Annotated in this window: 8 protein-coding genes and 2 pseudogenes; 5 read left to right on the top strand and 5 right to left on the bottom strand. The window is 69.9% G+C overall.

The features are described from left to right. Nucleotides 1–207: 207 nt before the first annotated feature. A pseudogene (locus ASC59_RS17585) lies at nucleotides 208–642 on the top strand (hypothetical protein); the annotation flags it as partial. Here ASC59_RS17585 and ASC59_RS06285 read toward each other — a convergent pair. Next, nucleotides 632–2,377: an ATP-dependent helicase gene (locus ASC59_RS06285; protein ID WP_442915093.1), complete on the bottom strand. Its 1,746-nt coding sequence runs from the start codon at nucleotides 2,375–2,377 to the stop codon at nucleotides 632–634. The pseudogene ASC59_RS17585 and the gene ASC59_RS06285 sit on opposite strands and share 11 nt — an antisense overlap. Continuing rightward, nucleotides 2,371–3,336 (bottom strand): NAD(+) diphosphatase, encoded by a 966-nt coding sequence (gene nudC, locus ASC59_RS06290; protein ID WP_055819687.1) that lies wholly within the window; start codon nucleotides 3,334–3,336, stop codon nucleotides 2,371–2,373. Before nudC ends, ASC59_RS06285 begins: the two co-directional genes overlap by 7 nt. A gap of 155 nt (nucleotides 3,337–3,491) precedes the next feature. On the opposite strand from nudC, the pseudogene ASC59_RS17755 reads away from it, so the two are divergent. After that, a pseudogene (locus ASC59_RS17755) lies at nucleotides 3,492–4,220 on the top strand (phosphotransferase); the annotation flags it as partial. A 398-nt stretch (nucleotides 4,221–4,618) separates the two neighbouring features. On the opposite strand, the gene ASC59_RS06300 reads toward ASC59_RS17755, so the two are convergent. Together ASC59_RS06300 and ASC59_RS06305 are read right to left on the bottom strand one after the other, a co-directional pair. Further along, entirely contained in the window at nucleotides 4,619–8,071 is a 3,453-nt protein-coding gene (locus ASC59_RS06300; protein WP_082513435.1) for an ATP-dependent DNA helicase, read from the bottom strand. Beyond that, the gene (locus ASC59_RS06305) at nucleotides 8,068–11,289 is read right to left on the bottom strand and encodes an ATP-dependent helicase (protein WP_082513436.1); all 3,222 of its coding nucleotides are present in this window, start codon (nucleotides 11,287–11,289) and stop codon (nucleotides 8,068–8,070) included. The genes ASC59_RS06300 and ASC59_RS06305 overlap by 4 nt, the downstream gene beginning before the upstream one ends. 98 nt (nucleotides 11,290–11,387) lie before the next feature. On the opposite strand from ASC59_RS06305, the gene ASC59_RS06310 reads away from it, so the two are divergent. Together ASC59_RS06310 and ASC59_RS06315 are read left to right on the top strand one after the other, a co-directional pair. Then, nucleotides 11,388–11,612 (top strand): DUF3107 domain-containing protein, encoded by a 225-nt coding sequence (locus ASC59_RS06310; protein WP_055819690.1) that lies wholly within the window; start codon nucleotides 11,388–11,390, stop codon nucleotides 11,610–11,612. Nucleotide 11,613: 1 nt separating this feature from the next. Beyond that, nucleotides 11,614–11,919: a hypothetical protein gene (locus ASC59_RS06315; protein WP_055819693.1), complete on the top strand. Its 306-nt coding sequence runs from the start codon at nucleotides 11,614–11,616 to the stop codon at nucleotides 11,917–11,919. Between the two features lie 62 nt (nucleotides 11,920–11,981). Here ASC59_RS06315 and ASC59_RS06320 read toward each other — a convergent pair whose 3' ends face one another. Next, nucleotides 11,982–12,695 carry a ferritin-like fold-containing protein gene (locus tag ASC59_RS06320; RefSeq protein ID WP_235492695.1) on the bottom strand — a complete coding sequence of 238 codons (714 nt, stop codon included), beginning with the start codon at nucleotides 12,693–12,695 and terminating at the stop codon, nucleotides 11,982–11,984. A gap of 119 nt (nucleotides 12,696–12,814) precedes the next feature. On the opposite strand from ASC59_RS06320, the gene ASC59_RS06325 reads away from it, so the two are divergent. Then, entirely contained in the window at nucleotides 12,815–14,344 is a 1,530-nt protein-coding gene (locus tag ASC59_RS06325; protein ID WP_055819698.1) for a DEAD/DEAH box helicase, read from the top strand. Nucleotides 14,345–14,434 lie beyond the last annotated feature (90 nt).

Here is a 14,434-nt window from a genome sequence, read left to right on the forward strand (position 1 = left end):
GAGCGCATCATCGCGGCATTGCAGGCCGGCTTGCCGCGGGGAACCCTCGATGTCGTCGCCGCCCTCGTGGGCGGTGATCCTGCCCAGGTCGATGCGATCCTGACGCAGCTCGGCCCCGCGATCCTCGACAGCGATCTGCTGGCTCCGCCTCGCACGGGCGACGTCATCGTCGACGGGAGCGGCGAGACGGCCGACGCCATCGCGGAGATGCTCGACGGCCTGGGGCATACGATCCGCCGCACCGACGGGCTTCCCCATGAGCTGCCGGATGGCGCCACGGAACGGATCGCGCCCGATGTCGTCGTGCTCGTCGCCCACCATGTGGTGCGGCCGGCGCGCTACGGGCACTGGCTGCGCCGCGATGTCCCTCACCTCGCGGTGGTCTTCGGCGACACGACCCTCTCCGTGGGCCCGTTCGTGCAGCCCGGCTCCGAGGCGCCGTGTTTGTGTTGTCTCGATCTCGCCCGTCAGGACGCCGACCCTGCATGGCAGGCCATCGCCACGCAGTTGGCCTATCGGGCGCCGTCGGCCGAAGAGCCCGTCGCCCGCCTGCTCGGCGCCGCCGTCGCCGGCACGGCGATCGATCGCTGGCTGCGCACGGGAGAGTCCGGGCTGGCCGGTGCAGCCATCGTCATCGACGCGCGGACCGGCGCGAACTCGATCCGGATGCTCCCGCCGCACTCGCAGTGCGGGTGCCGAGCTCTGACAGGAATCTCGACGGTTCCCGGGGTGCGCGCTGATGCTGACCCACCTGCGCCCAGCTCAGCATGAGCGAACGGCGGGCTCGCGTGATGCCGACGTAGAGCAGGCGGCGCTCCTCATCGATCTGCTCGAACGACTTCGCATAGCTGATGGGAACGAGGCCCTCGCTGAGACCGACGACGAAGACGTGATCCCACTCGAGCCCCTTGGCCGAGTGGAGGGTGGCGAACGTGACCGCCGAGACCGTCGGCTCGTGCTGCGAACGCTGGCGTTCGAGCAGCTCGTCCGTGAAGTCGCGGAAGGTGGTCCCCGGAGCCGCGACGTCGACGAGGCCCATGATCGCGTCAAGCGATTCCCACCGGTCGCGCACGGCGCCTCGCGCCTCGGGCGGACTCTGGCTCCAGCCGATCGAGCGCAGCACGTCGCTCACGGACTTGAACAGCGGCTCCCCCACGATGGAGACGGATGCCGCCCGCAACGCCAGAACCGCCTGCTTGACCTCAGGCAGGTCGAAGAATCGCTTCGAGCCTCGGATGAGGTAGCTGAGTCCGGCTTCGACGAAGGCCTGCTCGAGGGCCGCGGACTGCACGTTCACGCGGAACAGCACGGCGATGTCCTCGGCCTTCGCGCCGGAGTCGATCAGCTCGATCACCCGCTGCGCGACGCCGCGGGCCTCCCCCATGTCGGTCTGGAAGCTCCTCTCGGCGACCTCTGGACCCGTCACGGCTCCCTCTCCCACCGTCGGCAGGAGGGTGAGAGCACCGGGCCGTCCACGCATGAGTCGGTTCGCCGTGTCGATCACGGGCGGGGCGGACCTGTAGTTCTGCTCGAGGCGCACGACGGTCGCGTCGGGGAATCGGCTGGGGAAGTCGAGGAGGTACTCCGACCGCGCGCCGGCGAAGGAGTAGATGGTCTGGCTCGCGTCGCCGACGACGCACAGGTCGCGCCTGTCGCCGAGCCAGAGCCGCAGCAGCTGATACTGCAATGGCGAGACATCCTGGAACTCGTCGACCACGAAGAAGCGGTACTGCTCGCGCACCTGCATGGCGACGGCGGGCTCCTGCTCGATCATGCCCGCGACGGCCAGCAACACGTCCTCGAAGTCGACCTGCCTGCGGGCGTCCTTCAGGTCCTCGTAGGCCTGTTGCAGCGCGATCGTGCGCTCCAGGTCGAGTTGGCCCGGCAGCGACCTCGTGTGCGAGACGGCCGCGTACTCCTCGATCGAGAGGCCGCTCACCTTGCGCCACTCGATCTCGCCCGCCGCGTCGCGGAGGGTGGCGGTGTCGACCTTGAGATGAATGGTCTCGGCAGCGTGGGCGAGAACGCGCGCCTTGGCGTCGATGATGGCGGGGGCCGTGCCGCCGACGACCTGGGGCCAGAAGAAGCCGAGCTGCGAGAGCGCCGCGGCGTGGAAGGTGCGTGCCGACACACCGCCGGCTCCGAGCATCCGGAGTCGTCCGCGCAGTTCGGCGGCGGAGCGCGCCGTGAAGGTGAGCGCCATGACCCGATTCGGCGCATAGGCGCCTGTGGCGACGCCGTAGGCGATGCGATGCGTGATGGCGCGGGTCTTGCCGGTTCCGGCGCCGGCCAGGATGCTGACCGGACCGACGAGCGCCTCGGCTGCGACCCGCTGCTGCGCGTCGAGTCCGGAGAGGAGGTCGTCAGGGCTCACCAGCGGCCCTCGTGGTCGGGGATCGGCCCGCCGAACCAGTCCTCGAGCAGCGCGCGTGCGATCGACGCGGCACCGGGCAGGAGCACTCCGCTGCCCGGAGAGGCGAGCTGCTCCCGAGTGAGCCAGCGCAGATCGACGATCTCGACTCCGTCGGGCATCAGACTCTCCGGGTCCTGTGCCTCGGACAGGCGGGCATGGAATCCGAGCATGATCGAGGCCGGGAACGGCCAGGGCTGCGAGCCGCGGTAGACCGGGTCGACGACGTCGACGCCGGACTCCTCCTTCATCTCACGGATGACGGCGTGCTCGAGCGACTCGCCGGGCTCGACGAATCCAGCCAGCAGGGAGTAGCGACCTGGCGTCCAGTTGGCGTTGGAGCCGAGCAGCACGCGATCGTCGGCGTCCGTGATCAGCACGATGACGGCCGGGTCGGTGCGCGGGAAGATGTCGATGTCGTCCTTGGGGCAGTGCCGCACCCAGCCGGCCTGCTGCGGGATGGTCGCTGTTCCGCAGCGCGGACAGAAGCCGTGGGACGCATGCCAGTTGGCGACGGAGACGATCTCCGCGAACAGCGCGGCATCCCCATCGGAGAGGAGCGGCGCAGCGGCGCGCAGGGTCGTCCAGCGAGCCGGGTCCTGCTCGATCCGGCCGGCGACCTCGTCGCCGACCATGGCTGCGACGAGCGGAGTACCGACGAGAGGCTCCTCGGTGCCTCGACCGAGGTAGAGGTACTGCTCGGCACCGACGGCGGCATCGGGATCGAGCAGGGCGAGGGACGGAGCACCGGCACCGGCCGAGCCGTTCATCGGATCCGCGAGGAGGATCCGAGCCTTGTGCACGGCGATGACCCTGGTGAGCGGGTCGGCCAGCAGCGAATCGAGCAGTCCATCGCGGGAACGGGCGTCGGCATCGCGGTCGAGCAGGTGGCGGGCGAGCGGGATGCTCAGGGGGCCGTGACTCACCAGGCGTCTCCTCAACTCACGGGTGCGGCGTTCGTTCTCCGCGCTGCTGTTCGGTCCGTCGTCGTCACGTCTGGCGCTGAAAGCACGGAAAGGAGGCTCTCGGCGAAGGCGTGGCGGTCGGCCGCAGCCGAAGCACGAGGACGTACCCTGAAGGCATGGCCCGAACCCATCTCACTCTAGCCGCGCTGGCCACCGCAGCCGTTCCCGGTCTCGATGTGCAGTCAGCACGCAGTCACACCGGATCCGGCCACGGCGAGTTCGATTCCGCCGTGGTGACGGCGCGCGACGGCCGCGAGGTCATCGTGCGGATGCCGCGCAGCCAGGCCGCTGAGACGGAGCAGGCTGCCGACCTCGTCGCGCTGCGTGCACTCACGACGGGCGTGCGCAGCCGCCTGCCGTTCGACGTGCCCGAGTACCTCGGCCAGGCGCCGATCAACGGCACGCGGGCCCTCGCCTACGGCTTCCTTCCGGGGCATCCGGTCAGCCTCGACCGCCTCACCTCCGACGCCGGCCTCGCCGCCAGCGTCGGCCGTGCCATCGCGGCAGTGCACTCGCTGCCCACCTCCTTCATCTCGGACGCTGGCCTGCCGATGCAGTCGGCCCCCGATGCTCGAGCGGCCACGATCACCCTGGTCGGCCGCGCTGCCGACACGGGGCATCTGCCGGCCGCTCTCCTTCGACGCTGGGAGGAGGCGACGGACGATGACAGCCTCTGGCAGTTCGCTCCCGTCGTGATCAACGGCACGCTGAGTGCCGCTTCCCTGCTGGTCTCCGACGACGCGGTGTCGTCGATCGTCGGCTGGTCCGGTCTGCGGGTGGGCGACAGCGCCCGCGATCTGCACTGGCTGCTCGCCTCGCGCGGCGAGGCCGCCGAGACAGCCATCGCCGCCTACACCTCAGGGCGAGGATCATCATCCGATCGCCTGATCACCCAGCGTGCGATGCTCTACGCCGAGCTCGAGCTGGCGCGGTGGCTGCTGCACGGTGTCGAGACCCACGATCAGGGCGTGATCACCGATGCCATCGCGATGCTCGACGGGCTGGTCGACAGCGTGCACGCCGACGTCATGAACCCCATCTCACCGCTCACCGGACCGGTGATGGCGGTCTCCGACGTCGAGGCCATGCTGCAGGACACGCCCCGCACCGAACTCCGCCGCGGCGGGGGTGCCGAGATGCACACGGACAGCTACGACCAGTCGTCCTTCGAGCTCGAGAGCTACGGCGAGCCCGAGAAGCCGGCGTGGCACACCCTGTCGAAGACGGGTGAGCCGTTCGCCTCTCACGACGATTCGGAGACCGGTCCGATCGAGCTGTTCTCGATGGACGATGACGCCGAGGCGTCGGATGCGGCATCCGACGACGATCCCGACGCGACGGCGGCCTTCGACGCCGGCCTCGAAGCCCGGTCGGGCTCACGCCGGGCCTCCGACGAGACCGACGACCACAGCGCGAGAAGGTCCTCCTCTTCGTAGAGGCGTTCCGGCCGCACGACGACGTCGTCGGCCACGAAGTAGAACACCGCATCGACGGTGGACGGATCGACGCCCTTCCAGCGCGCGTAAGCGAGTCGATAGAGGGCCAGCTGGGTCTGCTTGAGTTCGAGGTCGCGGGCATCGGTCGGCGCTCGTCCGGTCTTCCAATCCACGACCTGGTAGCCGGTCTCGGTGCGGTAGACGGCGTCGAGCTTGCAGATGAACACCTGGCCGGCCAGAGCCAGGTGGATCTCGATCTCGACGTCCTCCGGCGCGCGATCGGCCCATTCCGACCGTTCGAAGGTCGCCTGCAGGTGGGCGAGACGGTCATTCTCGGGCGTCGCGTCCACGGCGTCGACGATGGTGTCGGCATCCGACTCATCGGCAGACACGTAGAGAAGATCGAAGGACCCGACGCCAGCCGAGCGGTGTTCGACCCAGCTGTGGAACAGCGTCCCGAGTCGCGTCGCGCGATAAGGACGCTGCGGCAACGGCCTGCGCAGACCCTCCGCGACCTCCCCCGGCCGATCGACGTAGTCCTTGAACCGCGACGCCGGGATTCGGGCCGGCAGGGCGACGGGCTCGGGCTGGGCCCGCCGGCTGCGCTCGGCGAGCAGCAGGTCGATGTCACGGCTCCACGGCGTCGCCGGGTGCACGAGGCTGCGCGAACGCTCCCGGGCGGCCGAGCGTACGGCATCAGCGGCCTGCTCGACACGTCCCCGGCGGGTGCCGAGGGGATCAAACGGCCACTCCCCCGTGCGATCAGCGCGATCGGACGGGTTCTCCTCGTTCTCCGGGGCGTCGGGAAGCTCTGCGATGATGCCGACCTCCGCGAGCTCGCGGAGGTATCGGCTGGGCTGCTTGGGGCGCACGCCGTCGGCCCAGAACGAGCCTGTGAGCAGCAGCTGCTCGCGGGCACGGGTGACGGCGACGTAGGCGAGCCGGCGCTCCTCGAGGGCGCTGCGCTCCGCCAGGGCGGCCTTGAACGCGACGAACTCGTCACGGAACTGCTGCTGGGTGGCGACGCCTCGCCAGGGCAGCACGGGCAGTTCGAGCCTGTCGCCGCGGAACTCGTAGGGCAGCTGGCCGAACGACACCCAGCCGCCACCCTCCCGTGGTGCACTCGGCAGGCCGGCCTCCGTCATGCCCGGAACGACGACGAAGTCCCACTCCAGACCCTTGGAGCCGTGGATGGTGAGCAGCTGCACGACGCCGCGCTCACCCGGATCGCTTCGAGGACCCAGGTCGTCGGCCTTCTCGGCGCGATCGAGCCAGGCGAGGAAGCTCCCCAGGGTTCCGCGTTCGTCGGCGGCCACGAAGGCGGCCACCTCGTCGTGGAACGCGTAGAGGTTCGCCATGCCGCGCTCGTTGCGCTCGTTGGCGCTCACCTCGATGTCGAGCCGTAGCTCCTGTTCGACGAGCCGGACGAAGTCGGGCAGCGCGAGCCCGACACGGGATCGCAGGAACGCCAGTCGGGCGCCGGCACCTCGCAGGCGGTAGAGGCCGAGATCGCTGAACCCGGTGAGCTGGCGGTGCTCGGCCGGAGCCGTCGAGACGAAGTCGAGTGCGTCGACGATGGATGCCGCGTCGTCGACGGCGACGGATTCACGCAGCGCCCGCCGCACCTCGTCACCGACGTCCTTCTGCTGCCAGTCCCGGCTCTGCAACCAGGCGGCCACGCGGGCGAGTTCGGCGAGATCGCGGGGCCCGATGCGGAACAGGGCTCCGGAGAGCAGTCGCAGCAGGGACGACCCAGCCGCTGGATCGTGCACCACCCGCAGGGTCGCAACGAGGTCGACCACCTCGGGCGTCGACAACAGGCCGCCGATACCGAGCACGTGGCACGGGATGCCCCGCCGCCGCAGCGCCTCGGCGAAGAACTCCATGTGGCGGCGCGCCCGGAACAACATCGCAGCGGTCGGTCTGTCGCCCTCGGGAAGAGACGGGTCCAGCCGGGCGGAGAACCACTCGGCGACAGCATCGGCCTCGTCGACCATCTGCTCGGAGAACGACGCCGTCAGCACTCCCGTCGGGGCATCGGGGCGGGGCGAGAGCGTGGCGACGCCGACCGTCGTTACGGCGGTCAGGGGTTCGACCAGGCGATTGGCCGCGTCGAGCACGACGGTGGGATTGCGCCAGCTCGTCGACAGGCTGAGCGTCTCTGCCCCGGACCCGTCGGTCACGAAGTCGGAGGCGAAGCGGCTGAGATTGTCGGCGCTGGCGCCCCGCCATCCGTAGATCGACTGGTGGGGGTCGCCGACGGCCATCACGCCCTGACCGGCGAAGAGGGTCGAGAGCAATCGGGTCTGTCCGACCGAGGTGTCCTGGTACTCGTCGAGGAGGATGACCTTGTAGCGGTCGCGGTAGCCATCGACCACCCGCGGGCTGCGCTCGCACGCCGCCCTGGCCAGGGCGACCTGGTCGGAGAACTCGACGAGTCCGAGCCTGCGCTTCTCGGCGTCGAAGCGAGCCGCGAGATCGAGGAGCACGTCGAGCGATTCGACGTGGGCGAGGGCGGTTGTCACGTCGGCGTACTGCTTGGCGGCGCCGGTCTTCTCGTTGTACGGCAGCTCGGCGAGGCGACGGAACTCCTGTCCGAAGCGCCGCACCTCGGATGCGTCGGCCTCGTTCTCGGCGAGAGCGCGACTGAGACGGAGAACGGCGTCCGTGACGTCATCCACACGCTTGCCGATGCGCACCAGACGGTCGTCGCCGTGCTCGACCGTGACCCTGCGTGCGAGCAACCAGGCCGACGACTCGCTGAGCAGTTGCGATTCCGGCTCCCGGCCGAGGATGACGGCGTTGTCGTGGAAGATGCTGTTCGCGAAGGCGTTGTAGGTCGACACGGTCGGGCGGTCGAAGAGCGAGTTCGCCCCGGCATCCGATGCCGTCGCTCCGATGGCGCCGCTTCGGGGAAGCAGGCCGCTCTCGTCGAGCCGGCCGATGCGGCGCTGGATGCGTTCAGCCAGCTCTCCGGCAGCCTTGCGCGTGAAGGTGAGGCCGAGCACCTGCTCGGGGCGCACGCGACCCGTCGCCAGCAGCCAGATGACGCGGTTGGCCATGGTCTCGGTCTTGCCGCTGCCCGCTCCGGCGATGACCAGGGTCGGCGAGAGGTCGGCACGGATGACCGCGGACTGCTCCGCGGTCGGCGAGAAGGCGTCGCCGACGCGGCGGGCGAGATCGTCGGGTGCGATCTCGAGCCCTGCCGGATGCACGGGGGCGAACTCGTCGCCGAGACCGTCGAGGGTGACGTCGGTCATGAGCTCACCGACCCCACGATATGGATGCGGCACGAACCATGGGAGTACGGATCGACGCAGTGCGATCCGATCTGGGCGATGAACGTGGTGCCGCCCATGCGCCGGGCATCCTCCTCCACACGGGACTGGAAGGCCGCGAGCTGCTCGTCGTCGAGGGGAGCCTGGGTCGGCTGCCGCCACGGCTGGGACCGCGTGCCGCTGGAGACGACCACCAGCCTGGCGCCGCCGAGAGGAGCGTCGGGAAGCTCGCCGAGCGCTCCGGCCGCGTAGGCCAGCTGGTACGCACCGAGCTGGGCGTGCTCCGCGACGGCGTCGTCGCTCGTCGGCTCGCTGCGTCCGGTCTTGAGGTCGACGATGTAGAGCAGACCGCCCCGCAGCTCGACCCTGTCGATCTTGCCGTTCAGCACCGCGGCATCACCGACGGGCAACGAGAAGCCGCCCTCCGCCTGCACCAGTTCTCCACCGGCCGAGCGGAAGTCGCGCAGGTACGCCGAGAGGCGCTCGGTGAGTTCAGCCGCTCGCGCCGACTCCAGCCCGGACTGCCACTCCGACTCGAACGGGATCTCCTCCCAGCGCTCCCGCACGCTGGCCAGCAGGCCGTCGGGGGTGATGTCCGACTCCGGTGTCGCATGCTCCGCGACCGAATGGATGATGCTGCCGAGGCTGGACGCCGTGTTCGGAGCAGAACCACCGAGCTGGTCGATGAGCCAGTGCAGCTCGCAGGTCTCGAAGGCCTCCATGCGCGACGGCGAGACCCGAACGGGCCCGTCGCCGCCGTCAGGGTGGTGCAGCGGGAGTTCGGTGGAGATGTCGGCGATGCCGTACCAGTCGACGGGGTCGGCACCGGCGACGTCCTCCGCTGCGAGCCGGGCGAGATCGAAGGCCGCCTGCCTGCTGCGCAGCGGGTCGGTCTCGGTGGTCAAGGTGCGGCGCAGACGTGCCGTCAGGCCGCGGAGGGAGAGCGGATGCCGCTCTGCAGGCGAGTCGTCGGGCTCGGGGAGCAGGGAGAAGAACGCCGACGGCGCCTGGTCCTCGTCGCTCACCGCTGTGACGAGAAGCTCCCGGCGGGAGCGCGAGACGGCCTGGGCGAACAGGCGCAGCTCGTCGTGCAGAACTGCCGTGCGGGCATCGGTGGTGTCGGCGGATGCTCCCGTGACAGCGGCGGGCAGATCGCCTGAGCCGAGCAGTGTGCCTCGCACCCGCATGTCGGGCCAGACGTTCTCCTGCACGCCCGCGACGACGACGATCTCGAAGTCACGGCCGACGACGCCCGTCGGCGTGGAGACCGTGACCGATTGGGCGACGGCACGCGGCGCCAGGGTGTCCTCGGCGACGTCACGGGCCGTGAGCTCGTCGAGGAACAGGGCAGGGGGTGCCAGCGGTGCCCGCTCGACGAACCGCTGAGCCGATGCGAAGAGGGCGACGACGACGTCGAGGTGGCGGTCTGCCTCGTCGGCGGCGATGCCCGGCTCCCTGGCCTGGGTGGTCCACGTGCGCTCGAGACCGCTGCGCTGCCACAGGCCCCACAACAGCTCCTCGATGGTGGCGCCTGCGGCGGCCTCGGCTGAGGCGGCGCGCACGCTCTCCGCCAGGCGGGCCGCCCGCCTCGCGGTTGCCGTGTCGATCGTCGCGAGCCCACCGGGGCGATCGAGCGCCTCGACGAGAAGCTCGTCTGCACCGCGTGCGCCTCCGGCCGCGAGCTCCTCCCGCCGGAGGGCGGAACGCAGGCGACGGAGGGAGATCGGGTCGAGACCCCCGAGCACCCCGGAGAGCAGGTCGACGGCCGCGGTCGCATCGAGCTGACGGCGGCCCATGGCGACATCGAGGGCGAGCACGAAGGCGCGCACGACCTGTTCATCGCGGAGTGCCGATCCGGCGGTGGTGACAGTCGTCGGAACCTCGAGGGCGGCGAGACCCCTGGAGAGCGGCTCGACGAGCGACCCGCTGCGCACGATCACGGCCATGTCGGACCAGGCGACCCCGTCGAAGACGTGGCGTTCACGCAGGGAGCGCGCGATGAGCTCGAGTTGCTGTGCCGGACTTCCGGCGATCCGGGCGCGCACTGCCGGCGGCGCGCCGATGGACGCGCCGGCGGACGCGCTGACCTCCGCGCTCCCATCGAGGGCGGCGTCCGAGGCTTCGGCGGCTCCGGCCCGACGGTGGCGCCCGGTGGTGCCGGCTGTTCCGATGCGACCTGAGACGGCCGCCACGATGCTGCGGATGTCGGATCCGTGCCTGTGCACTGTGTCGAGCACGATGGTGTCGACGGAATCGAGCGCGAGATGGTGCGCGAGCCTGCCGAGGGCATCGGGATGGGAGCCGCGGAACGAGCCCGTGCTCACATCGGGGTCGCCGACCGCGACGATGGCGACGCCGCGCTCGGCGAACCGGCGCAGCAGCGCCAGGGTGGAGCGCGTGAGCTCCTGCGCGTCGTCGACGATCAGCAGCTTCAGTGTCGCCAGCGAGCCGAGTGTGGCGGATGCCGCCGCTCCGGCCGGCGCCTCCAGCACCGTCGCCGCAGCCTCCTGGGCCAGGGACGCGGAGTCGAAGGCCCGCGAGCGATAGGCGTCGGTGACCATCTCGTACTCGCGAAGGAACTCCGCCGCGGCCACCCACTCCGGCCGCTCGAGTTCACGGCCCAGGCCGGCGAGACGCGCAGGCGAGACCCCGTACTCGGTGCAGCGGGACATCAGGTCGCGCAGTTCGGTGCGGAAGCCGCGGAGTCCCCGCACCTCGGGCGTGAGCGGGTCGGGCCAACTCGGCCCGGTGCCGTCCTCGAGATGGCCCGCCAGCAGTTCGGCGATGATCTGGTCCTGCTCGCCACCGGTGAGCAGCACGGGATTCTCGGCATCCGTCGAGGCCCCACGCACGATCTGGAAGGCGAGCGAGTTGCCCGTGCGAGCGAGCGGTCCGTTGGTCGGCACCCCGACCCGCAGTCCGATGCGGTCGCGCAGCCGCGTCGCCGATGCGCGGGTCGCGGCGAGCACCAGCACCTCTGCGGGCGTGTAGCCGCGGTGACGGATGCGGTCGCGGACGAGCTCGACGACGAGGGTGGTCTTGCCGGAACCCGGTGCTCCGATGACGGCGGCAGAACGGCCTTCCGGCAGGGCGAGAACGGCGAGTTGGGCTGGATCGAGGAACACCTCATCGGTCGCCGGGACGAGGGCTGCAGCGAATGCGGCGCTCGCGGCGGTGCTCTGGAATCCCGTGATCGTCACGCCTACAACGCTAAGCGGTTCCGCCGACAGTGAACCCGCGCAGCGCCGTGGTCGATCTGTCGTAACCTGAGCCGAGACGCAACGAAAGGCACTCAAACGTGGAAATCCGCATCGGCATCCAGAACTCCCCTCGTGAGATCAGCTTCGAGACCAGCCAGCCTGCTGCAGAGCTCGAGTCGGCAGTCGCCTCCGCCCTCGCCGAGAAGACCGGCTACCTGAAGCTCCTCGACTCGAAGGGCACCACGTACATCGTTCCGACGGCGACCATCGCCTACGTCGAACTCGGAAGCGACGAGGCCCGTCGCATCGGATTCGTCGGCTGACATGGAGCTGCTCTTCGTCTTCCTCGGCGGAGCCATCTTCGGCACCATCGCCCGCTACACCCTGCCGCACCGGGATGAACACGGTTCGGTGCTCATCCCCGCCGTCGGTGCTGTGGTGGCCTCTGTGGTCTGGGTCGCGCTGACCTGGCTCGGCTGGGCGTGGGATGGCGGCTGGATCTGGTGGGCCAGCCTCGGCGCATCGGTGATCGCCGTCGTCGTCGCCGACCTCGCCATCGGGCGCCACCGTGTTCAGACCGACGCGGCGCTGCTGGCCAAGCTCACCGGAGCAGCGGCGACAGCTCACTGATCGCTCGAAACGGGCTGCACCACCGAACGGTGGCGCAGCCCGTTTCGTCGTGCGGGAGAGGCTCAGGCCGTCAGGCCGAGGCTGTCCATACGGCGCGTGTGCGCAGCGATGAGATCGGTGAAGGCCGGCTCGATGCTCTGATCCACAGGGCCCCGCGCCTTCGCTTCGCGGAGTGCCGAGCGCGCGACCAGGAGGGTGTCGCCCACGAGTCGACGCCCCCACATGGCGAGGGGCGATGCCAGCTGGGGATCGGCCACGATGGCCGCGGCGAGGGCGTCGGCGACGACATCCGTTCGCGGACGACGCGACAGGATGGCTGCGACCCTCGACCCGACACCGTCGGGAAGCGATCCCGACAGGCTGATGAAGAAGTCGTCGAGCATGCCCGCCGTGATGAGGTTGGTGATCATCAGCTCATGCCAGGTGGCGCCGGTCGTCGCGGCGCGGAAGGCGTCGATGGCCGGGGCGAACGGCGCCATGACGAGCGCGGGCTCCTCGTCGAGGGCACGGATCTCCTCGGCCAGACGGTGGTGCTTGCGCAGCGTGAAGCGGGCGGCCGTGCTGAGACCCGCCTTGTCGGCCAGCGTGGGTGCCGTGGCCATGGCGCGCGCCAGGTTCTCGAACAGCTCGAGCTGGATGTAGGCGGCCTGGCCCAGGAACGGGAGGGTCTCTGGGGTGAGTTCGCCGAACTCCACCTTGGTCGTCGCGACAGCGGCCGCTCTGGGCTGCCGTCGGGGCGCCTCGGTGCGCCGTCGACTCTGGGGGAACCACTTCATCACGCCTGACAGCCTAGATGAGACCGCCCGGATAGACTGGTCGCGCTGCGGGCATCGGATCCCAGCCGTGCGCCTTTCACGAAAACGGCGCATTCCTCTTCAAGTACTGACAGGCACACGTGACTTTCGCAGATCTCCAGATCGACCAGGACATGGTCGACGCCCTCGCCACCCAGGGCATCATCGAACCGTTCCCCATCCAGGAGCAGACCATCCCCCTCGGCCTCAGCGGCCAGGACATCATCGGCCAGGCGAAGACTGGAACGGGCAAGACCCTCGGCTTCGGACTGCCCATCATCCAGCGCATCGGCCTGAACCCGGAGCCCGGTGTCCAGGTGCTCGTCGTCGTCCCCACGCGCGAACTCTGCGTGCAGGTCGCAGAGGACCTCGAACTGGCCACCAGCAATCGGGCCACCACCGTCGTCGCCATCTACGGCGGCAAGGCGTACGAAGGACAGGTCGAGCAGCTCAAGGCCGGCGCGCAGATCGTCGTCGGAACCCCGGGCCGCCTCCTCGACCTCGCGCAGCAGCGCCTGCTCAACCTCGGCAACGTGACGGAGATGGTGCTCGACGAGGCTGACAAGATGCTCGACCTCGGCTTCCTCGCCGACATCGAGAAGCTGTTCGCCAAGACGCCTCCGACCCGCCACACCATGCTGTTCTCGGCGACCATGCCCGGCCCGATCGTGGCTCTGGCGCGTCGCTTCATGTCCAAGCCCATCCACATCCGTGCGACGGACCCCGACGAGGGCCTCACCCAGGCGAACATCAAGCACGTCGTCTACCGGGCGCACTCGCTCGACAAGGACGAGGTCGTCTCGCGCATCCTGCAGGCCGACGGCCGCGGCAAGACGGTCATCTTCACCCGCACGAAGCGCGCTGCCGCGAAGCTCGTCGAGGAGCTCAACGACCGTGGATTCAACGCTGCCGCCGTGCACGGCGACCTCAACCAGGACCAGCGCGAACGCGCCATGGCCGCCTTCAAGGCCGGCAAGAAGGACGTGCTGATCGCCACGGATGTCGCAGCCCGCGGCATCGACGTCAACGACGTCACGCACGTGATCAACCACACCGTGCCCGACGACCACGACACCTACCTGCACCGCGCCGGTCGCACCGGCCGCGCCGGCAAGACGGGCATCGCGGTGACGTTCGTCGACTGGGACGACATGCACAAGTGGGCCCTCATCAACCGAGCGCTCGAGATGAACCAGCCAGAGCCCGTCGAGACCTACTCCTCGTCGCCCCACCTCTACAGCGACCTCGACATCCCGGCCGGCTCGAAGGGGCGCCTCAAGGCCACCCCGGTCAAGGAGACTGCGCCGCGCGCTGCTGGCGAGAACCGGGGCTCCGGCCGTCAGGGATCTGGTCAGCAGGGTTCCGGCTCGGGCTCCGGCTCCTCCGAGGGCTCGAGCAACCGCAACCGTCGTCGCACGCGCGGCGGCCAGGGCAGCTCGGGACCGGGTACCTCGACGACCACTCCGGCCTCGGGCTCGGGCTCGCCGGAGGGATCGACGGATGCTGCAGCCGCCGATACGAACATCGCGGCCGGCACCCACGATGGCCAGGGCCACGAGCACCACGACGGGAACAGCGCCCCGCGTCGCCGTCGTCGTCGCGGCCCGCGCCCGGCATCGACTCCGCAGTAGCGCGCCAGTTGGTCGAGTAGCGACCGAGCGCAGCGAGGACGCGTATCGAGGCCACATCCGAGGAGCGCAAGCCCGGGTTGATCTCGATAC

Origin of the sequence: Leifsonia sp. Root1293 (assembly GCF_001425325.1) — a bacterium.
GTDB lineage: Bacteria > Actinomycetota > Actinomycetes > Actinomycetales > Microbacteriaceae > Orlajensenia.